Annotated in this window: 18 protein-coding genes and 1 pseudogene; 11 read left to right on the forward strand and 8 right to left on the reverse strand. The window is 67.0% G+C overall.

Annotated features, from left to right (window positions below; genetic code table 11):
- Positions 1-5: 5 nt before the first annotated feature.
- Entirely contained in the window at positions 6-2,132 is a 2,127-nt protein-coding gene (locus AU195_RS09040) for an acyl-CoA dehydrogenase family protein (RefSeq protein WP_059158697.1), read from the forward strand.
- A 193-nt stretch (positions 2,133-2,325) separates the two neighbouring features.
- On the opposite strand, the gene AU195_RS25645 is transcribed toward AU195_RS09040, so the two are convergent.
- Positions 2,326-4,314 (reverse strand): lipase family protein, encoded by a 1,989-nt coding sequence (locus tag AU195_RS25645; RefSeq protein WP_157531074.1) that lies wholly within the window; start codon positions 4,312-4,314, stop codon positions 2,326-2,328.
- 304 nt (positions 4,315-4,618) lie between these two features.
- Here AU195_RS25645 and AU195_RS26450 point away from each other — a divergent pair.
- Positions 4,619-4,711, forward strand: a pseudogene (locus tag AU195_RS26450) (hypothetical protein); the annotation flags it as partial.
- A 1-nt stretch (position 4,712) separates the two neighbouring features.
- Here the strand turns inward: AU195_RS26450 and AU195_RS09045 are convergent.
- Both AU195_RS09045 and AU195_RS09050 read right to left on the reverse strand, forming a co-directional pair.
- The gene (locus AU195_RS09045) at positions 4,713-5,285 is read right to left on the reverse strand and encodes a hypothetical protein (protein ID WP_059158698.1); all 573 of its coding nucleotides are present in this window, start codon (positions 5,283-5,285) and stop codon (positions 4,713-4,715) included.
- 21 nt (positions 5,286-5,306) lie between these two features.
- A complete protein-coding gene (locus tag AU195_RS09050; protein WP_059158798.1) occupies positions 5,307-6,359 on the reverse strand; it encodes a ferredoxin--NADP reductase in 1,053 nt (350 codons plus the stop codon).
- A gap of 164 nt (positions 6,360-6,523) precedes the next feature.
- On the opposite strand from AU195_RS09050, the gene hsaA reads away from it, so the two are divergent.
- The 5 genes from hsaA to AU195_RS09075 are packed head-to-tail and all read left to right on the forward strand — an operon-like array spanning position 6,524 to position 10,967.
- Positions 6,524-7,708 carry a 3-hydroxy-9,10-secoandrosta-1,3,5(10)-triene-9,17-dione monooxygenase oxygenase subunit gene (hsaA, locus tag AU195_RS09055; protein WP_059158699.1) on the forward strand — a complete coding sequence of 395 codons (1,185 nt, stop codon included), beginning with the start codon at positions 6,524-6,526 and terminating at the stop codon, positions 7,706-7,708.
- Between the two features lie 8 nt (positions 7,709-7,716).
- The gene (hsaD, locus tag AU195_RS09060) at positions 7,717-8,607 is read left to right on the forward strand and encodes a 4,5:9,10-diseco-3-hydroxy-5,9,17-trioxoandrosta-1(10),2-diene-4-oate hydrolase (protein ID WP_059158700.1); all 891 of its coding nucleotides are present in this window, start codon (positions 7,717-7,719) and stop codon (positions 8,605-8,607) included.
- Complete coding sequence (hsaC, locus tag AU195_RS09065; protein ID WP_059158701.1) at positions 8,604-9,503, forward strand: iron-dependent extradiol dioxygenase HsaC; 900 nt, start codon at positions 8,604-8,606, stop codon at positions 9,501-9,503. Before hsaD ends, hsaC begins: the two co-directional genes overlap by 4 nt.
- 13 nt (positions 9,504-9,516) lie before the next feature.
- Positions 9,517-10,083 carry a 3-hydroxy-9,10-secoandrosta-1,3,5(10)-triene-9,17-dione monooxygenase reductase subunit gene (hsaB, locus tag AU195_RS09070; RefSeq protein ID WP_059158702.1) on the forward strand — a complete coding sequence of 189 codons (567 nt, stop codon included), beginning with the start codon at positions 9,517-9,519 and terminating at the stop codon, positions 10,081-10,083.
- Between the two features lie 35 nt (positions 10,084-10,118).
- Positions 10,119-10,967, forward strand: a complete 849-nt coding sequence (locus AU195_RS09075; RefSeq protein ID WP_172800525.1) for a DUF4344 domain-containing metallopeptidase — start codon at positions 10,119-10,121, stop codon at positions 10,965-10,967.
- Between the two features lie 3 nt (positions 10,968-10,970).
- Here the strand turns inward: AU195_RS09075 and AU195_RS09080 are convergent, their stop codons facing one another.
- Complete coding sequence (locus AU195_RS09080; protein ID WP_286149162.1) at positions 10,971-11,468, reverse strand: UCP032817 domain-containing protein; 498 nt, start codon at positions 11,466-11,468, stop codon at positions 10,971-10,973.
- Positions 11,465-11,602 (reverse strand): hypothetical protein, encoded by a 138-nt coding sequence (locus AU195_RS25925; RefSeq protein WP_172800498.1) that lies wholly within the window; start codon positions 11,600-11,602, stop codon positions 11,465-11,467. Before AU195_RS25925 ends, AU195_RS09080 begins: the two co-directional genes overlap by 4 nt.
- A 35-nt stretch (positions 11,603-11,637) precedes the next feature.
- Between AU195_RS25925 and AU195_RS26145 the strand changes: the two genes are divergently transcribed.
- Positions 11,638-12,084 carry a hypothetical protein gene (locus AU195_RS26145; protein WP_286149163.1) on the forward strand — a complete coding sequence of 149 codons (447 nt, stop codon included), beginning with the start codon at positions 11,638-11,640 and terminating at the stop codon, positions 12,082-12,084.
- Between the two features lie 3 nt (positions 12,085-12,087).
- On the opposite strand, the gene AU195_RS09095 is transcribed toward AU195_RS26145, so the two are convergent.
- A complete protein-coding gene (locus AU195_RS09095; protein WP_059158705.1) occupies positions 12,088-13,041 on the reverse strand; it encodes a LysR family transcriptional regulator in 954 nt (317 codons plus the stop codon).
- 95 nt (positions 13,042-13,136) lie between these two features.
- Between AU195_RS09095 and AU195_RS09100 the strand changes: the two genes are divergently transcribed.
- From AU195_RS09100 to AU195_RS09110, 3 genes are read left to right on the forward strand one after another with little or no spacing between them, the layout of a single operon-like run.
- Positions 13,137-14,528, forward strand: a complete 1,392-nt coding sequence (locus AU195_RS09100) for an MFS transporter (protein WP_059158706.1) — start codon at positions 13,137-13,139, stop codon at positions 14,526-14,528.
- The gene (locus tag AU195_RS09105) at positions 14,525-15,271 is read left to right on the forward strand and encodes an SDR family oxidoreductase (protein ID WP_059158707.1); all 747 of its coding nucleotides are present in this window, start codon (positions 14,525-14,527) and stop codon (positions 15,269-15,271) included. Before AU195_RS09100 ends, AU195_RS09105 begins: the two co-directional genes overlap by 4 nt.
- Positions 15,268-17,205, forward strand: coding sequence for an acetoacetate--CoA ligase (locus AU195_RS09110; RefSeq protein WP_059158801.1), 1,938 nt, complete (start codon positions 15,268-15,270; stop codon positions 17,203-17,205). The genes AU195_RS09105 and AU195_RS09110 overlap by 4 nt, the downstream gene beginning before the upstream one ends.
- On the opposite strand, the gene AU195_RS09115 is transcribed toward AU195_RS09110, so the two are convergent.
- Together AU195_RS09115 and AU195_RS09120 are read right to left on the reverse strand one after the other, a co-directional pair.
- A complete protein-coding gene (locus tag AU195_RS09115; RefSeq protein ID WP_059158708.1) occupies positions 17,186-18,466 on the reverse strand; it encodes a 13E12 repeat family protein in 1,281 nt (426 codons plus the stop codon). The genes AU195_RS09110 and AU195_RS09115 overlap by 20 nt on opposite strands.
- A gap of 31 nt (positions 18,467-18,497) precedes the next feature.
- The gene (locus tag AU195_RS09120) at positions 18,498-19,685 is read right to left on the reverse strand and encodes a pyridoxal phosphate-dependent aminotransferase (protein WP_059158709.1); all 1,188 of its coding nucleotides are present in this window, start codon (positions 19,683-19,685) and stop codon (positions 18,498-18,500) included.
- Between the last annotated feature and the right edge of the window lie 66 nt (positions 19,686-19,751).

Consider the following 19,751-nt stretch of genomic DNA (forward strand, 5'->3'; position numbering starts at 1 on the left):
CGGAAATGACCCAGTCAGTGCTGTCGGGGTCCGGCCCCGGTACCGACGAGCAGTTTGCTGCCCGCGAGATGGTGCGTGACTGGGCCGCGGCGTCGCGCGCGTCGGAAGCCGCCCGCGAAGTCGAGCAGGGCGACGCGGACGCCTGGCGGCGGGCGTACGCGGGCCTGGCCGAACTCGGCATCTTCGGGGTGGCAATCCCCGAGGATCAAGGCGGCGCCGGCGGGACCGTCGAAGACCTGTGCGCGATGGTCGACGAGGCTGCCGCGGCCATGGTGCCCGGGCCGGTCGCCACGACGGCGCTGGCCACGCTGGTGGTGACCGACGCCGACCTGCTCGAGGCGCTGGCGTCCGGGGAACGCACCGCGGGTCTCAGCCTGACCGCCGAGGTGACGGTCGACGGTGCCACCGCGTCCGGCGTCGCGCCGCACGTGCTCGGCGCCGACCCCTCCGGGCTGCTCCTGCTGCCCGCCGGCGACGCGGTGCTGCTGGTCGACGCCACCGCCGACGGGGTGACGGTCGAACCGCTGACCGCGACGGACTTCTCCCGTCCGCTGGCGCGGGTGGTCCTCGACAACGCACCCGTGGTGACCCTGGACGTCACCGCCGGACGCTTGGCGGATCTCACCGCGACGCTGCTCGCCGCCGAGGCGGCCGGTCTGGCCAGGTGGCAGCTGGTCACCGCGACCGAATACGCCAAGGTGCGCGAACAGTTCGGCAAGCCGATCGGCAGCTTCCAGGCCATCAAACACATGTGCGCCGAGATGCTGCTGCGCGCCGAACAGGTGTCGGTCACCGCGGCGGATGCGGCCCGCGCCGTCACCGAGGGTGACGAGCGGCAGCTGAGCATCGCGGCCGCGGTCGCGGCGGCCGCGGGGATCGACGCGGCGAAGGCCAACGCCAAGGACTGCATCCAGGTGCTCGGCGGCATCGGCATCACCTGGGAACACGATGCGCATCTCTATCTGCGCCGGGCGTACGGCATTTCGCAGGTGCTCGGCGGCCGCTCGCGCTGGCTGCGCCGCATCGCCGACCTGACCCAGCAGGGGGTGCGCCGCGAGCTGCGGATCGACCTCGACTCGGTCGAAGGGCTGCGGCCCGAGATCCGCGCCGCTGTGGCGGACATCGCGAAGCTGCCTGCCGAACAACGTCAGCCCGCGCTCGCCGAGGCCGGTCTGCTCGCGCCGCACTGGCCGAAACCGTTCGGCAGGGCCGCGTCGCCGGCCGAGCAGCTGTTGATCGACCAGGAGATGGCCGACGCCCAGGTGGTCCGGCCCGATCTGGTCATCGGCTGGTGGGCCGCGCCGACGATCCTCGAACACGGCAGCCCCGAGCAGATCGAGCAGTTCGTCCCCGCCACCCTGAGCGGTGAGCTGTCGTGGTGCCAGCTGTTCAGCGAGCCGGGCGCCGGCTCGGACCTGGCCGCACTGCGGACGAAAGCCGTTCGCGCCGAGGGTGGTTGGCGACTGACCGGACAGAAGGTGTGGACGTCGGCCGCCCACAAGGCGCACTGGGGTGTCTGTCTGGCGCGCACCGATCCGGATGCGCCCAAACACAAGGGCATCACGTACTTCCTCATCGACATGAAGTCGCCGGGCATCGTGATCCGCCCACTGCGCGAGATCACCGGTGACGAGCTGTTCAACGAGGTGTTCTTCGACGACGTCTTCGTCCCCGACGAGATGGTGGTCGGAAAGGTCAACGACGGGTGGCGGCTGGCCCGCACCACGCTGGCCAACGAACGGGTGGCGATGGCCGGCGGCACCGCACTGGGCAATCCGATGGAGGAACTGCTGCGCACGGTGGCCGAACGCGGCCTCGACGCCGCCGATCAGGACCGGCTGGGGCACCTGATCCTGACCGCGCAGGTGGGGTCCCTGCTGGATCAGCGGATCGCGCAGAAGGCGGTCGGCGGACAGGATCCCGGTGCGGAGTCCAGCGCACGCAAGCTGATCGGCGTGCGGTACCGGCAGGGGCTGGCGGAGTTCCGGATGGATCTGTCCGACGGCGCCGGCGCCGTGGCCACCCAGCAGGTGCACGACTTCCTCAACACCCGCTGCCTGACCATCGCGGGCGGCACCGAGCAGATCCTGCTCACCCTCGCCGGGGAACGGCTACTCGGCCTGCCCCGGTAGCTCAGCCGACCTAGCTTAAGATCCGCGAGTTGCCAGATCGAACGCTGAACCGCATCGGTCTATTAAAACGTAGGTCCAGAAGGGAGAGGTTCCCGTTGCGTGCATAGGCGACCCCGGATGATCCGCCTTCGCCCTTCGTGCATGAAGTCTTCGGGAAGATCTAGATCCGAAAAGACTTGAATTCAGAAGCCGATTATAGCCTCGACTCAACACTGCTAGCGGGATAGCTTCTTCGATGGGCGAACCGATACACAACTAGTTCGCGCCCATTCCTGAACCAGAGGGACATCGAAGGCGGTTTCACGAATCTAGCAAGCGACATCGACACGTCAGACCTAAGAGACGTTTCCCGCCAGTACTCACTATGCCCTAGGGTCGGCTCCGAATTGTCCTCCGTACAGTCCCGGTTGGTGGCTCCGTGCAATCTCGTAGCTATCGGGTCGGTCAACCGCCAGTAGTTCATCCAGCCGTGCGACATCTCTTCAGTGGTTCTGAAGAATTCAGATCCGAAATATCCTGGGAAGAAGGTGGCGTACAGGGATGCAAGAGGCGATCCGCAGGTGAAAAGCGTGATACGGCTAGATGGCAAGCGTTTCACGTCGTGAAGGCCGCAACGTATCGCCTGTCGGTCGGTACGACCTTCGGTTCGCTTCTCGAACCAATGTCCGCCTCGCATAAACCATGCGCACACGACAGAGCCTTGACTGTGTCCCACCAAGGCAATGGGATCACTTGGGTATACCTGGATAAAGTCGTTAATTGCCTCGCGAATCCCTCTCAGCACGGCGCGACGGTAGGATGCACCCGCAAGTGGATGCAGATCCGGCGACCAAAATCCTGCTATGTCGGCAAGCGACCCGAATATCCGTCTGAGCTGCCGTGCCGCCTGTTCAGGTCTACGTCCAAGAATCATCACGACAGCAACTACAGCAGAAATCTGGAGTAGTGTTACGACCCAGCCAATCCACCGACCGCCAAGGAAGTGAAATAGCAGTATCATGCTGCTCCACGCTGGAACAACTACACAAATCGCTAAAAAACTTGCGCGGGGCAAAATGATTGGAAGGTTTGATACGAGTCGGTGGGACGTCGCCATCGGCTTGTATTGCTTCCCATTGGTGCCAATGACCGACATGGGCGGCTGTGATGCTGTCTGTGTGGGTGGCTTCTGTTGTTGGGTTTTCAATCGCGAATATGAGATGTAGAGACACACTGCGAAGATTGCCAAGAACACGACTAAGAAGAGCGGAACGAGATCGATCCTCAGTGCGGCACCGTCGTAATCGTCAGGCTTAGGTAGCAAGGTGTAGGCGATCGATCGTGATGCCTCTTGTTCTTGTCGGAGGGGAGCGGCCTGGAAGATGGTTTGCGTCGCCAGTCGAAGGATCGAGCCACCGGCGTGGAGAATTACAATCGCGAAGATCAGCAGAATCGCTGCCCCAGCATATGGCGCCTTGTGCTTATTCGACAAGCAAGCCGCTGTAGAGAGGATAAGAGCGATGAGCGTTACAACACCTGTGGTGACTATAACTATCGGTGTCATCGGGTCGAACGTGTTGAGCACATCGAAAGGCCACCAGTCGGCCGTGACGCGCGTTGTCGACGCCGGCTTGAACGTGAGCAACACGATCCCAACCGATAAGCACGCGATAGTTGCTATCGATACGGCGGTACTACCGCGATCGACGGCGGCCTGGCCGAAGAACGCGCGGTGCAATATAAAAGCAATCAAAATCATCGGGCCCAGCATGCAGAGAATGAACCAAGTGAGACGATCCTGTGTCGTGTCGATTGCGTGCCAAGCGGTTTCAATTATGGCGGTCAACCAAGCAGCCATAGCCAAAGTCATACAGATGCTGGCGCACGCTACTCCGAAGCGCATTGCCGGGAACCTTCGCTGCGTTGGTGTCGGTTCCATGTAACCCGCGAGATTTAGAAGTGTGAAAGGGAAGGCAAGGTACCAAAAAAGCGTCCGCGTTATCTTTCGATTTGCGCGACTCCAGTTGATAAGGCGCAACTTGTGGCTGGGTAGGCTAGGCACCTTACCGATCCGGACCCGACTCTCGAGCAAGTCCTTGTATTCAGGTTGTCCGAGGGCGCTAAAGGTGGTGTGATCGCCGATGCCATGCACCCGAATCTCGACCCCTTGACATGAAGGTTCTTGAAAGTTCTCAAGCGCCATGATCCCCCCTCGTCGTTGATGAAAGATCGTAGCGACGTCCGTTCCACTACGAATGGTTTCGGGTAGGTGACCTTTGCATTTGTTGACCAGTGAACTACAAGAAAGGCGCCGCTGGTTCCGGTAACCCAACTTGGCTTTGCTTGATGTCCCGGACGTGGTGGCCTACGGGTGGTACGAATCTCAGGTCACGTTCGTCGATCGAAGTAGGAGCCTCGGCAGCGGGAGGTGGCTAGCAAGCAGCCCAGTATTGGTCAACGTCAAGATGGTGGAAGGCTGGCCGGACTGCTCGAAGCTGGATCGTCCGTTCCTCAACACCCGCTGCCTGACCATCGCGGGCGGCACCGAGCAGATCCTGCTCACCCTCGCCGGGGAACGGCTACTCGGCCTGCCCCGGTAGCTCAGCCGAAGGTGGTCTGCGCGCAGGCGTCCGGGGTGGTCAGATTGACCCCGCCGTAGACCACCTGGATGTGGCTGCAGACGATGAACGCGGCCCTGGACGCCAGTCGACCGGTCGTCCACTCGGTCGGCATCGAGGCGCCGTCGACGCGGTAGCGCTCGATCGGCCCGCCGCCGAACGAGGTCACCGAGATCTCGACGTCGCGCAGCGATTTGTACATCTTCGACAGCACGTTGTTGTGGTTGGCGCCCTTGAGCGCGCGGGGTGTGCCCGACGGCGCGCTGTATTCGACTTCCTGCCAGACGTTGCGGTCGTTGCTGCGCACGGTGATGGTCTGCCGCGACCAGGCGTCGCCGGGGAAGCCGGTCGGCCCGCCGGGGGTCAGCAGGTTCGCCGTGGTGTCGAATGTGCAGTTGTTGCCCACACAGTTGGCGTTGACGTGCATCTCGATCTTGGTGGCCGGATCGACGGCGATCGAGGTCAGCGCCGAGTTCGACGCGGCCGCCGCCGTCGCGGGCTGGGTGAGCAGTGCGGTCAGCAGTGCCGCCGCACCTGCCGCTGCGAGCCTGTTCATCGTGTTGAAGTTAGCCCTTCGCTATTCGTCGTAGGTGACTTCGACCGAATCCGAGCGCGGCAGCGCCTGGCACCCCAGGATCAGGCCCTCGTCGAGGTCCGACTGCTCGAGCACGTCGTTGACCTCCATCTCGACCTCGCCGCTCTTCTTGAGCACCGCGCACGCGCCGCAGTGGCCCTCCCGGCAGGAGAACGGCGCGTCGAGGCCCTTGTCGAGCAGCACGTCGAGGAGTTTCGCGTTGCGCGGCCAGCGGACCTCGTGGGTCTCGCCGTCGAGGGTCACCACGGCGGTCGCCGGGCCCTCGTCGCTGTCGTCCTCCTCGATCACCACCGCGGCGAACGGATCGGATTCCAGCGATTTGAAGACCTCGATGTGGATCTTCTCCGCCGGGGTGCCGGCGCTGGTCAGGGCCTCCTCAGCGGCGGCCATGAACGGGCCCGGGCCGCAGATGTAGGCGTCGTGGCCGGTGTAGGGCGCGGTCAGACCGGCGAGCGCGGTCGCGGTGGGCAGGCCCTGCACGGATTCCAGCCAGTGCACGACGGTGAGCCGGTCGGAGTACTTCTCGCCGAGTTCCCGCAGCGTCGAGGCGAAGATGACGTTCGCCTCGTCCCGATTGGCGTAGACCAGCACCACCTTGCCGCCGCCCTCGACCAGCGCCGACTTCAGGATGGCGAGCATCGGGGTGATGCCGCTGCCCGCGGCCAGCAGCAGGAAGTCGGTGTCGAGCGATGTCGGCACGAAGGTGCCCGACGGCGCCAGCACGTGCATCTTCATGCCGGGATGGGCGTTGTCGCACAACCAGTTCGAGGCATAGCCGTCGGCGGTGCGTTTGACGGTCACGGTCATCGGGTCGTCGGTGAACGGTGAACTGCACAGCGAATAGCACCGCGCGACTGATCCGGTCCGCTCGCTGGGCACGCGCAGCGTGAGGAACTGGCCGGGGGAGTAGCGCAGCCGTTCGGCGGGGATGTCGGCGCCGGCCTTGAAGACCAGCGATCGTGCGTCGGCGGTCTCCTCGACGACGTCGGCCACCTCCAGTTCGAGCACGTGGCTACCGAGTGGCTCGTCCGTCACGACGCGCACCTTTCTGTTCGGTCCGGGATGGCAGAACTAGAACAGGTTACAAAAATGCACCTTCGCAGGTCCAGCCGCTGCAGCGTCACGCTGCTCGACACAAATCGTAACGTGTTCTAATCTTCTTACAGCCCCGTTTCAGTCCCGCATCTTGGAGGCAGGCAGTGACGTCCATTGAACAGCGCGACGCGCAGGCGGTCCTCAGCGGTATCGACGACCTGCTTCCCACAGTGCGTGAGCGTGCACAGGAGGCCGAAGATCTGCGCCGCCTGCCCGACGAGACGGTGAAGGATCTCGACGAGATCGGTTTCTTCAAGCTTCTCCAGCCCCAGCAGTGGGGCGGTATGCAGTGCGATCCGACGCTGTTCTACGAAGCGGTGCGCCGCCTCGGCAGCGCGTGCGGGTCGACCGGGTGGGTCGCCTCGATCATCGGCGTGCACAACTGGCATCTGGCCCTGTTCGACCAGAAGGCCCAGGACGAGGTCTGGGGTGACGATCCGTCGGTCCGGGTGTCGTCGTCGTACGCGCCGATGGGCGCGGGCACGGTGGTCGAAGGCGGTTACCGGGTGAGCGGCGCCTGGCAGTGGTCGTCCGGATGTGACCACGCCACCTGGGCGTTCCTCGGTGGTCCCGTCATCAAGGACGGTAAGCCCGTCGACTTCGGCAGCTTCCTGATCCCGCGCAGTGAATACCGCATCGACGACGTCTGGAACGTGGTCGGGCTCAAGGGCACCGGCAGCAACACCGTCGTCGTCGAGGACGTCTTCGTCCCGCGGCATCGCTTTCTGTCCTACAAGGCGATGAACGACGGCACCGCGGGCGGTTTCGAGAACAACACCGCCCCGGTGTACAAGATGCCCTGGGGCACAATGCATCCCACAACCATCAGCGCGCCGATCATGGGAATGGCCTACGGCGCCTACGACGCCCACGTCGAGCACCAGGGCAAGCGGGTGCGCGCGGCGTTCGCCGGTGAGAAGTCCAAGGACGACCCGTTCGCCAAGATCCGCATCGCCGAGGCCGCCAGCGACATCGACGCCGGCTGGCGTCAGCTGATCGGCAACGTCGGCGAGGAGTACGCACTTCTGGCCGCGGGCAAGGAGATCCCGTTCGAGCTGCGCGCGAGGGCGCGCCGCGACCAGGTGAGGGCCACAGCCCGGGCCATCGCCTCCATCGACCTGCTGTTCGAGGCGTCGGGTGCCACGGCACTCGGCATCGACCAGCCCGTGCAACGGTTCTGGCGCGATGCGCACGCCGGCCGGGTCCACGCCGCCAACGAGCCCGAGCGGGCCTACCTGATCTTCGGTAACGACGCCTTCGGGTTGCCGCCGCAGGACACGATGGTCTGATCGGCGCGATGACCTCCTACATCAAACAAACCGAGTCGCAGGTCGAGATCACCTTCGAGTCCACGTCGCGCTATGCGCAGGTCCGTGACGACATGCGGTTGCACTACCACGAGGCGGGGGCCAGCCACTCCGAGACCGTCGTGCTGCTGCACGGCGGTGGGCCCGGTGCGTCGAGTTGGTCGAACTTCTCGAAGAACATCGAGGTGCTGGCGCGGCATTTCCACGTGCTGGCGGTCGACCAGCCCGGATACGGCCTCTCCGACAAGCACACCGAACACGAGCAGTACAACCGCTACAGCGCCACCGCGCTGCTGAACCTGTTCGACCATCTCGGCATCGAACGCGCTGCGCTGGTGGGCAATTCGCTCGGCGGTGGCACCGCGGTGCGGTTCGCGCTGGACAATCCCGACCGTGCGGGCCGGCTGGTGCTGATGGGCCCGGGCGGGTTGAGCGTCAACCTGTTCGCGCCGGACCCGACCGAAGGCGTCAAGCTGCTGGGCCGGTTCGCCGCGGACCCGACGCGCGAGAACATCGAGAAGTTCCTGCGCATCATGGTCTGGGATCAAAGCCTCATCACCCCCGAACTGGTCGAGGAGCGGTTCCGCATCGCCAGTACGCCGGAGTCGCTGGCCGCCACCAGGGCGATGGGTAAGTCGTTCGCGGGGCCGGACTTCGAACTGGGCATGATGTGGCGCGAGGTGTACAAGCTGCGCCAGCGGGTACTGCTCATCTGGGGTCGCGAGGACCGGGTGAACCCGCTCGACGGGGCGCTGGTCGCGCTCAAGCAGATTCCCCGCGTACAACTGCACGTCTTCGGCCAGTGCGGACACTGGGCGCAGCTCGAGAAGTTCGACGAATTCAACAAGCTCACCATTGATTTCCTCGGAGGCACACGATGAGCATCCGGTCACTGGGCTATCTCCGGATCGAGAGCACCGACGTCGCCGCGTGGCGGGAATACGGCCTGAAGGTGCTCGGCATGGTGGAGGGTAAGGGTCAGACCGACGGGGCCCTCTACCTGCGGATGGACGAATTCCCCGCCCGCCTGGTGATCGTGCCGGGCGAGCGCGACCGGCTGCTGCAGTCGGGGTGGGAGACCGCCAATGCCGCGGGCCTGCAGGAGATCCGAAACCGGCTCGACATCGAGGGCACCCCGTACAAGGAGGCGACGGCCGCCGAACTCGCCGACCGCCGCGTCGACGGGATGATCACCTTCGAGGATCCGTCGGGCAACACCCTGGAGATCTTCCATGGTGTCGCGCTCGAACACCGCCGGGTCGTCAGCCCGTACGGGCACCGGTTCGTCACCGAGGAGCAGGGTCTCGGGCACGTCGTGCTGACCACCCGCGACGACGCCGAATCGACCCACTTCTACCGCGACGTCCTGGGATTCAAGCTGCGCGACTCGATGCGGCTGCCCCCGCAGCTGGTCGGCCGCCCCGCCGACGGTGCACCGGCCTGGCTGCGGTTCTTCGGTGTCAACCCCCGCCACCACAGTCTGGCGTTCATGCCGGGGGAGACTCCGAGCGGCATCGTCCACCTGATGATCGAGGTGGAGAACAGCGACGACGTCGGGTTGTGCCTGGACCGGGCGCTGCGCCGCAAGGTGCCGATGTCGGCGACCCTCGGCCGTCACGTGAACGACAAGATGCTGTCGTTCTACATGAAGACACCCGGCGGCTTCGACGTCGAATTCGGTTGTGAGGGGCTCGAAGTCACCGACGAGAACTGGATCGCCCGGGAGAGCACCGCGGTCAGCCTGTGGGGCCACGACTTCAGCGTCGGCTTCAAGTAACCGCGGACCCGCCGTGACCGAGACGACGATCGACCCGCGCACCTTCCGCAATGTGCTCGGCCAGTTCTGCACCGGCATCACCGTGATCACCACCGTGCACGACGGCGCACCCGTCGGATTCGCCTGCCAGTCGTTCGCCGCGCTGTCCCTCGAACCGCCACTGGTGCTGTTCTGCCCGACGAAGGTGTCGCGCTCGTGGAAGGCGATCGAGGCCAGCGGCCGGTTCTGCGTGAACGTGTTGCACGAGAAGCAGAAAGACGTCTCCGCTCGGTTCGGGTCACGTGAACCGGACAAGTTCGCCGGCATCGACTGGACGTTGTCGAAGCTGGGCTCGCCGATCATCGACGGCACGCTCGCCCACATCGACTGCACGGTTCATTCGGTGCACGACGGCGGTGACCACCTGGTGGTGTTCGGCGCCGTGCACTCGCTGTCGGACGTGCCGAAGAAGAAACCGCGGCCGCTGCTGTTCTATCGCGGCGAGTACACCGGCATCGAACCCGACAAGAACTCGCCGGCGCACTGGCGTGACGACCTCGAGGCGTTCCTCACCGCCACAACTCCCGACACCTGGCTGTAATCCGTGACATATTGACGGTTGTGCCGAACACCGTCATGCGGCTGTCAGTCGCGATGTGCGCACTCCTGGTGGCCGTGGGGTGCTCCGGAAACCGCCAGGGGCCAACAGGATCGGACCCCTCACCCACGGATTCGGCGGCGGAGCCCGGCGCGGCCGCGGTCGAGACACCCGGTCGGATGACCGTCGTCTACGAGGACGCCACCACGCCGGAGGCGGTCAACGGCCGCCGGATCCTCACCGACAGCGGGCTGCTCGACACGCTGGCGGCCGACGTCAACGATTCCTTCGTCCTCCCGGAGGACGTCCGCCTGGTCGGTGCCCAGTGCGACGAGGCGAACGCGTTCTGGAATTCCGACGACCGGACCGTCACGATCTGTTACGAGGACGCGGATCTGAGCTTGACCACCTTCGAGCAAGCCGGAGACCCGGACCCCCTCGCCGCGGCGATCGGCGCGGAGCGGGCGACGTTCTATCACGAACTCGGGCACGCCACCCTGGACCTGTATGACCTGCCGTTCACCGGACGCGAGGAGGACGTGGCCGACCAACTGGCCGCGGTGCTGCTGCTGGAAACCGACGACAGCGGAGTCAGCGACCCGGACGATGTGCGGGCCGCCGTGGCCTATGCGCGGATGTTCGAGGCGAACAGTCAGCAGGACGGCGGGGCGGCCGAGGACTTCCCGTTCTGGGATGTGCACGAATACGACCTGGCGCGGATGTACAACTTCCAGTGCTGGATCTACGGCGCCGATCCACGGGGCAACGCCTTCATCGTCGACGAGGGGCTGGTCCCCGAGGACCGCGCAGACTCCTGCGAGGGGGAGTACGACCGGATGTCGCGCGCGTGGTGGGACATGCTCGACCCGCATCTGCGGACCGAGTGACGGTCACGGCGTTCGTGATCGTCGACGGCGATCCGAACCCGCTGTGGCGCCGGCGATCTGGCGTCTGATGGCCTCGACCCGGACGGTGTCGACACCCCACGGCTCCTCGATGCCGAGGCGGGTGTCGAGATCCCACAGCACACACTCTTCGCCGGGCTGTGCGACCAGCGACCAGGCGATGACCGTCCGACGCAACTGTTCTGCCATGGGGTCGACCGCGGCCGCGACTCCGGTGGGTGCGCCACCATCGGGGTGATGATGCAGGAAGCAGCCGTAAGCCTCCGCGCAGAATGCGGCGTAGCGAGCGGTGCAGAGGATGAAGCCGTGCCAGGCTTCGTCGACCGCGCGCGACGGCATTCCGATGACCTGGCTGTCCCAGATCGCCGGGGCGCAGCACCGTAACCACTGCCGCAGACCGGTGGCGACGAGCTCCCGCGGCTGCCACGGGCAGGTCTTGAACACGGCCGGAGGCAGTTCCAGATCCGCCACGGCCGCGCTCACCCGATCAAGCCGATGCCTGTTGCGGCGCAGCACATTTTCACTGTATGCGGCGACACCGGATCGGCGTACGCTTTGGCCATGAGCGCCACGGGCATGGTGGTGTCCATTCTCGCGGTGATGGCATGTCTGGTCATCACATCGATCTTCGTCGGCCGTTACCGGCGGGCCCATGACGACGGATCTCACGGCGACCGCTGGACGAGCGGTTCCGGCGGGGGCGGCGGCTTCGGCGGCGGCGGGAGCTGCGGAGGCGGCGGTGGCTGCGGCGGTGGCGGTGGCTGCGGCGGTGGAGGGGGCGGCTGAAACCATGGACGCGGCAGTGCTGATCGGATCGGCCGTGTTGGTGGTCGCGGTGCTCTCCGCAGGCGGCTTCGCATGGCACCGCCGGCGCGCCGGCCGGTTGACCGCTCATGAGCGCTACCAGCGGGACATCTCGTATCTCTGGAGTGACAGAGAGGTGCTCCGGGCGAGACGGCGGGCGCGCGCCCGGAACAACGGGGGTTTCTGGGCGGCCGGTGCAGCCGGTGCGGCCGGTGCCTACTACCTTGATGGCGACGACGGCGGCGGTGACGGCGGCGGATGCGGAGGTGGCGGCTGCGGCGGCGGGGGAAGCTGACCCTCAGGGTGCGCCGAGCAGCACGTCGCGCTGATCCTCCACCCGGTCCCTGATGGCCTCGACCACCGCGGCCACCTCCGGTCGGCGCAGCGTCTCGGCGCGGGTCACCAGCCAGTAGGTCAACCGCACCGACACCGTCCGCGGCAGTACCCGGACCAGGTCGTCGTGCCGGTCGGCCATGAAGCACGGCAGCAATCCCAGTCCGGCGGCCGCACGGGTGGCCTCCACGTGCACGAAGACGTTGGTGGAGGTCACCGACTCCCGCATCGCCGGCGCGAAACCGGTGGCCGAATCGAGGTCGTCGACCTGCAGCATCGAGTCAATGAAGTACACCAGCGGATATCGGGCGAGGTCGTCGACATCGCCCGGCGTCCCGTGCTCGGCGAGGTAGCCGCGCGCGCCGTACAGGCCGAGGCAGTAGTCGCCCAGCCGGATCGCCTCGGCGCGGTGCACCTGGGGTTCGCCCACCACCACCTCGATGTCCAGGCCCGAACGCTGCTGTGAAGCGCGGCGGGTGGTCGCGACGATCTCGACGGCGACGCCGGGATGGTCGCGCTGCACGCGCGCGGCGGCCGGCGCGACGATGTAGGCGCTGAACCCGTCGGTCGCCGAGATCCGCACCACCCCTTCCAGAGCGCGCCGCCCGGCCGGGTCGACGGTCAGCGACCGGACCGCGGATTCGACGGCCTCCGCGGCGGCCAGCGCTTCGCGGCCGAGGTCGGTCAGTTCCCAACCGCCTGCCACCCGCGCCACCAGTCGGCCGCCGACGGACTGCTCCAGCGCCGCGATGCGCCGCGAGATCGTCGTGTGGTTGAGGCCCAGTTCGTCCGCGGCGGTGGTGTACCGGCCCGTGCGGCCGACCGCGAGCAGGACGAGGAGGTCGTCCGCGCTGGGGCGACGGCCCGACATAGCGGTCATGTGTGCAGTTTCGCAGATCGCGGCTGCGAAGTTGACCATTGCCGGGGGGCTGAACCTGCATGAATACTCACCTGTATGTGTGGCCAGTCACACCCAGGGGACCGATATGTCCCCGGTCATGAATGGAGCCAGCGATGAGTGCCCCGATCCCGTCCCAGCCGGACACCAGCCCACCCGGATCGATCCCGACCGGACTCAAACGCGTGGTGGTCGCCTCGATGGCGGGCACCGTCGTCGAGTGGTACGAGTTCTTCCTCTACGGCACCGCCGCCACGCTCGTGTTCTCGAAGGTCTTCTTCGCCCAGGGCGGGAACGACCTCGACACCATCCTGGCGGCCTTCGTCACCTACGCGGTCGGCTTCATCGCGCGGCCGCTGGGCGGTGTGGTGTTCGGCCACTTCGGCGACAAGTACGGCCGCAAGAAGCTGCTGCAGTTCAGCCTCATCCTGGTCGGCGCCGCCACCTTCCTGATGGGCTGCCTGCCCACGTTCGGCCAGATCGGGTACTGGGCGCCGGCGCTGCTCGTGGCGCTGCGGTTCATCCAGGGCTTCGCCGTCGGCGGTGAATGGGGCGGCGCGGTGCTGCTGGTCGCCGAGCACAGCCCCAACCGCGAGCGCGGCTTCTGGGCGAGTTGGCCGCAGGCCGGCGTGCCGGTCGGCAACCTGCTCGCGACCATCGTGCTGCTCGTGCTGACCGCGACGCTGCCCGAGTCGGCGTTCCTGTCCTGGGGCTGGCGCGTGGCGTTTTGGCTGTCCGCGGTGGTGGTGCTCGTCGGCTACTACATCCGCACGAAGGTCACCGACGCGCCGATCTTCGTCGCCGCCCAGCAGGAGGTCGAGCGCGCCAAGGCCACCTCCTACGGTGTGGTCGAGGTGCTCAAGCGCTACCCGCGCGGCGTGTTCACCGCGATGGGTCTGCGGTTCGGCGAGAACATCATGTACTACCTGGTCGTGACCTTCTCGATCACCTATCTGAAGGTCCAGGTGGGCGCCGACACCAGCGACATCCTGTGGTACCTGCTGGTGGCGCACGCGGTGCACTTCGTCGCGATCCCCGTCGTCGGCCGGTTGTCCGACATGTTCGGTCGCCGTCCGGTGTACATGGTCGGCGCCGTCCTGGGCGCCACGTGGGGCTTCTTCGCCTTCCCGATGATGAACAGCGCGAACTACGTCGTGGTCACGGCGGCGGTGACCATCGGCCTGGTGATCCACGCGATCATGTACGCCCCGCAGCCCGCGCTGATGGCCGAGATGTTCCCGACCCGGATGCGGTATTCCGGTGTGTCGCTGGGCTATCAGGTCACCTCGATCGTGGCCGGCTCACTGGCGCCGATCATCGCGGTCAAGCTGCTCGACGTCTACGACTCGTCGGTGCCCATCTCGGTGTACCTGGCCGTGGCGTGCGCCATCACCCTGGTGGCGGTGCTGTTCAGCCGCGAGACGAAGGGTATCGACCTGGCCGACCTCGACGTCGCCGACCGGGAGGACCTCGCGCGGGTGGCGGCGTCGAGAACCGGTGCCGCATGAGCGATCTGGCCGGACGCACCGCGGTGGTGACCGGCGGTGCCGGCGGCATCGGTGAGGCGTGTGCGCGCGAACTCGCCGCCCGTGGCGCCACCGTCACCGTGGCCGACCGCGACGAGGCCGCCGCCAGCGCGCTGGCCGACGAGATCGGCGGCAACGCATGGGTGGTGGACCTGCTCGACGTGTCCGCGCTCGAAGGGCTGACCCTGGACACCGACATCCTGGTCAACAACGCCGGTGTGCAACGCATCGACCCGATCGTCGATTTCGCACCGGAGAACTTCCGGATGCTGATGACGCTGATGGTCGAGGCGCCGTTCCTGCTCATCCGCGCGGCGCTGCCGTACATGTATGCGCAGAAGTTCGGCCGGGTCATCAACATCTCGTCGGTGCACGGACTGCGCGCGTCGGAGTACAAGGTCGGCTACGTCACCGCCAAACACGCGCTCGAGGGGCTGTCGAAGGTGACCGCGCTGGAGGGCGGACCGCACCAGGTCACCAGTAACTGTGTCAACCCCGGCTATGTGCGGACCCCGCTGGTCACGAAACAGATAGCCGATCAGGCCAAGGTGCACGGCATCGGTGAAGATGACGTGGTGACCCAGATACTGCTCAAGGAGAGCGCCATCAAGCGCCTCGTCGAACCATCCGAGGTCGGATCGCTGGTGGGCTGGCTGGCCTCACCGCAGTCCGGCATGGTGACGGGCGCGGCCTACACCATGGACGGCGGATGGAGCGCCCGGTGAGCGAACCGCAGTGGACGCCCACCGAGGACGACGTCGCACGGGCCAGGGTCACCGACTTCGCCCGCTTCGTGCAGCAGCGCACCGGTGCCGACGTGTCCGACTACCACGCGCTGTGGCGGTGGTCGGTCGACGACCTCGGCGGGTTCTGGGGTGCGCTGTGGGAGTACTTCGAGCTGGGTGACCCGCCCGCCGAGGTGCTCGCCGACGCCGCGATGCCCGGCGCGCGCTGGTTCCCCGGGACCCGGTTGAACTACGCCGACCAGGTGCTCAGGCACGCCCGCACCGACCGGCCCGCCATCCTCTACCTCGCCGAGGGCGGTGAGGTCACCGAGGTGTCGTGGGATGAGATGCTCACCGCTGCCGCGGGGTTCGCCCGCACCCTGCAATCGCTGGGCGTGGGCCCGGGTGACCGCGTCGTCGGCTATCTACCCAACGTCCCCGAGGCCGTCATCGCCTTCCTCGCCACCGCCGGCATCGGGGCGATCTGGAGCGCCTGCGGGCAGGACTACACCGCCAAGGCCGCGCTGGACCGGCTCGGACAGCTCGAACCGGTGGTGCTGGTCGCCGCCGACGGATACCGCTTCGGCGGTAAGACCCACGACAAGACCGCCGACGTCGCCGCACTGCGCGCCGGGCTCCCGACGGTGCGGGCCGCGGTGTCGGTCGAGCGGATCGGGGTGGGCGCACCCGATGCCGACTGGTTGGACTGGGCGGCGGCGACCGCAGGCGGCGGCACGCTGCAACCGGTCGCCGTGGACTTCGACCATCCGCTGTGGGTGCTGTACTCGTCGGGCACCACCGGGTTGCCGAAGGGCATCGTGCACGGCCACGGCGGAGTGTTGGTCGAACATCTCAAAGCCGTTGCGCTGCAATCCGACATCGGCGCCGAGGACACCTTCTTCTGGTTCACCAGCCCGAGCTGGATGATGTGGAACTTCCAGGTGGCCGGCCTGTTGGTCGGGGCGACCATCGTCTGCTACGACGGCAGCCCGACGTATCCGGCCGCCGACACGCTGTGGGACATCGCCGCCCGGGTGGGTGCCACGGTGCTGGGCACGAGCCCCGGTTATGTGCTGGCGTGCGACAAGGCGGGTTCCGTCCCGCGGCGGGACCACGACCTGTCGGCGCTGCGGACCGTCGGGATCACCGGCTCGTCACTGCCACCGGCATCGGCACTGTGGTTGCGCGACAACGTCGGTGAGCATGTGCAGGTCGCCTCGATCAGCGGCGGCACCGATGTGGTGTCGGCGTTCATCGGCGGTGTGCGGACCGTCCCCGTGTGGCCAGGTGAGCTCTCGGCGCCCTACCTCGGCGCCGCGGTCGAGGCGTGGGACGAATCCGGCCACCCGGTCAAGGGTGAGGTCGGTGAACTCGTCGTCACCAGACCGCTGCCGTCGATGCCGGTCAAATTCTGGAACGACCCCGACGGAAGCCGTTACCGCGACGCCTATTTCGAGATGTATCCCGGCGTGTGGCGCCACGGCGACTGGATCACGATCACCGATCACGGCAGCGTCATCGTGCACGGCCGGTCGGACTCGACACTCAACCGTCACGGCATCCGGATGGGCAGCGCCGACATCTACCAGGCCGTCGAGCGGATGCCCGAGGTCGCCGAGGCGCTGGTCATCGGCGCCGAGCAACCCGACGGCGGTTACTGGATGCCGCTGTTCGTCACGCTGACCGACGACGCCGAACTCACCGACGACCTCAAAGACCGGATCTGTAAGACCATCCGCACCGAGGTGTCACCGCGGCACGTGCCCGACGACGTCCTGCTCGCGCCCGGCATCCCGCACACCCGCACCGGCAAGAAGCTCGAGGTGCCGATCAAGAAACTGCTTCAGGGTGGTGACCCGGCGCGCGTCGTGGAGCCCACCGCGGTCGACGATCCAGCGCTGCTGGACTGGTACGTCACGCAGCGGCGAACGTGACGATGTCGATGCTGAGCCCGCCCTCGACGATGCTCCTGCGGTATACCGGCGGACCGGGCAGCGGCGGTGCGGTCGACCGGTAGGTCGCACCGGTCGGTGTCCGGAATTCGGCGCGGTGCTCTCCGCCGTCGTCCTCGGCGGTGACGGTCCAGCCCGGCGCCTCCTTGGCGTAATTGCACGCCTCGCATTCGCCAAGACCGTTCCGCGCGCTGGTCGGCCCACCGCGGTGATGTGGTTCGGCGTGGTCGTGATGACGAATCGGTGCGTTGCAGAAGGGCGTTCGACAGGTTCGGTCACGGATGTCGATGAAGGCCGCCAACCCCTTCGGGAAGGTACGGGCCTTCGACTCCATCGCCACCAACTGTCCGCTGTTCGGGTGCCGGTAGAGGCGGCGCAGCGTCGCCTTGGCCTTCTCGTCGGCGACGGCGTCGCTGACCAACGCCCGCACCACCGCGGCAGGGACCGGACCGTAACCCTCACACCAGCCCGGCTCGTCGTCGTCGCCGATCAGCGTGGTGTCGGCCAGCACGAGGTTCAGCGACACCGGCACCGGCTGTTCGGCCGGCCGCCCGGTCACACGTTCGACCAGCGTGTCGGCCATGACCTGGTTGCGAGATCTCTCGTCGAAAGTGGTGTCCGCCTTGCGTTTCAGGGCGGCGTACACGCCCACCCCTTGGGCGACCGGCAGCAGCGCGGTCACGTAGGCCATGCAGTCCGGGGCCGGGCGGATGGTCACGGTCCGATCCGCGGCGGCCTTCGCCGACCGGTCCACCACCGCCGCGGCATCCAGCCGTGCGGCGATCTTCTTGGCCTCGGCCTCGATGCGGGCGTTTCCCCAGCCGTCGAGTGCCGAGACATCTCCACAGAGTTCGGCGTCGAGCCGGCGGCGGTCCTCGACGCTCAGGCACGCCGATTCCCGCACGATCAGCGTGGCCCGCCACTCGGATAGCGCCCCACACTCCAGTGCGGCAAGCGTGTGCGGCATCTCGTGAACCAGTGCCCGGGCCAACCCGAGATGGGTGCCGCCGCACACCGGGGCGTCGCGGCGCGCCAGGGCGATCTCCGTGGTCAGTCCCCGGCCCCGCTTCTTCTCCGGTACCCCCGCGGCCGCTTCGGCGGCCCGCCGTCGGGCGGCCCAGGCGGCCGTCGCCCGCGCCTGTGCCGCGGCGGCCGCCGACTTCACGCGCTCCAACTGTTCAACATGCGCGCGCAGTTCCGCCTCACCCGCCCCGGGGTCGACATCGAACACGCTTTCGAACATGTGGCCGACGCTACCCCGCGCCACCGACAAGTCAGTTCAGCCAGGCCCCGATGCGGTTCAGCGCCTCGGTGATGTCGTCGGTCGGACCCGCGAACGACAGTCGGACGAACGAGTTGCCGTGCACGGTGTCGAAGTCGATGCCCGGCGCGATCGCGACACCGGTGTCGGCCAACAGCTTCGCGCAGAACGAAAGCGAGGCGTCGGTGAGATGCGAGACGTCGGCGTAGACGTAGAACGCTCCATCCGCCGGAGCCAGCCGGTCGATGCCGATGGCGCGCAGCCCGTCGAGCAGCAGGCGCCGGTTGTCGGCGTAATGGGCCAGCAGACCGTCGGCCTCGGCGGTCGACTCGGGGGTGAACGCGGCCACCGCGGCGTGCTGTGCCAGCGCGGGCGGGCAGATCGTGAAGTTGCCGGTCAGCCGGTCGACGGCGCGGCGCAGTTCGCTCGGCACCAGCAGCCAGCCCAGCCGCCACCCGGTCATCGCGTAGTACTTGGAGAAGCTGTTGACCACCACCGCTTTTCGCGACGTCTGCCATGCGCAGCTGATCTGTGGGGCGCCGTCGTAGACCAGTCCGTGGTAGACCTCGTCGCTGATCAGCCGGGTGCCCGTCGCCTCACACCACGCCGCGATCGCGGCGAGCTCCTCGGGCGGGATGACGGTGCCGGTGGGGTTCGCCGGGCTGGCGACGATCACGCCCTGCACCGGCGGGTCGAGCTCGGCGAGCATGTCGACGGTCGGCTGGAAGCGGGTGTCGGCGCCGCACGGCAGCTCGACCACCTCACAGCCCAGTGCCGAGAGGATGTTGCGGTAGCAGGGGTAGCCCGGCCTGGCGATCGCCACCCGGTCGCCGACGTCGAAGCAGGCCAGGAACGCCAGCAGGAACCCGCCGGAGGATCCGGTGGTGAGGATGACGTCGTCGAACCCGACCGTCAGGCCGAATTGGTCGGCGTACCGGCCGGCGATGGCCTCGCGCAGTTCCGGGATGCCGAGTGCGACGGTGTACCCGAGTCGATTGCCGTGCAGCGCGGCGATGGCGGCTTCGCGCACCGCCTCCGGCGCGCCCGCGCTGGGTTGACCGGCTGACAGGTTGACCAGGTCGCCGTGGCTGCGTTGGCGTTCCGCGGCGGCGAGCCAGACGTCCATCACATAGAACGGCGGGATGCCGGCGCGCAGCGCCACGTCCCGGGGCTCTGTGTGCTTCGCGTGCGCTCCACTCATCGATTCGAGGCTAGAACATCGGTGTGGCTGTGCGGGGATCAGCCGCCTAGAGCACCACGGCGGCCG

It is taken from the genome of Mycobacterium sp. IS-1496, from assembly GCF_001499995.1.
GTDB lineage: Bacteria > Actinomycetota > Actinomycetes > Mycobacteriales > Mycobacteriaceae > Mycobacterium.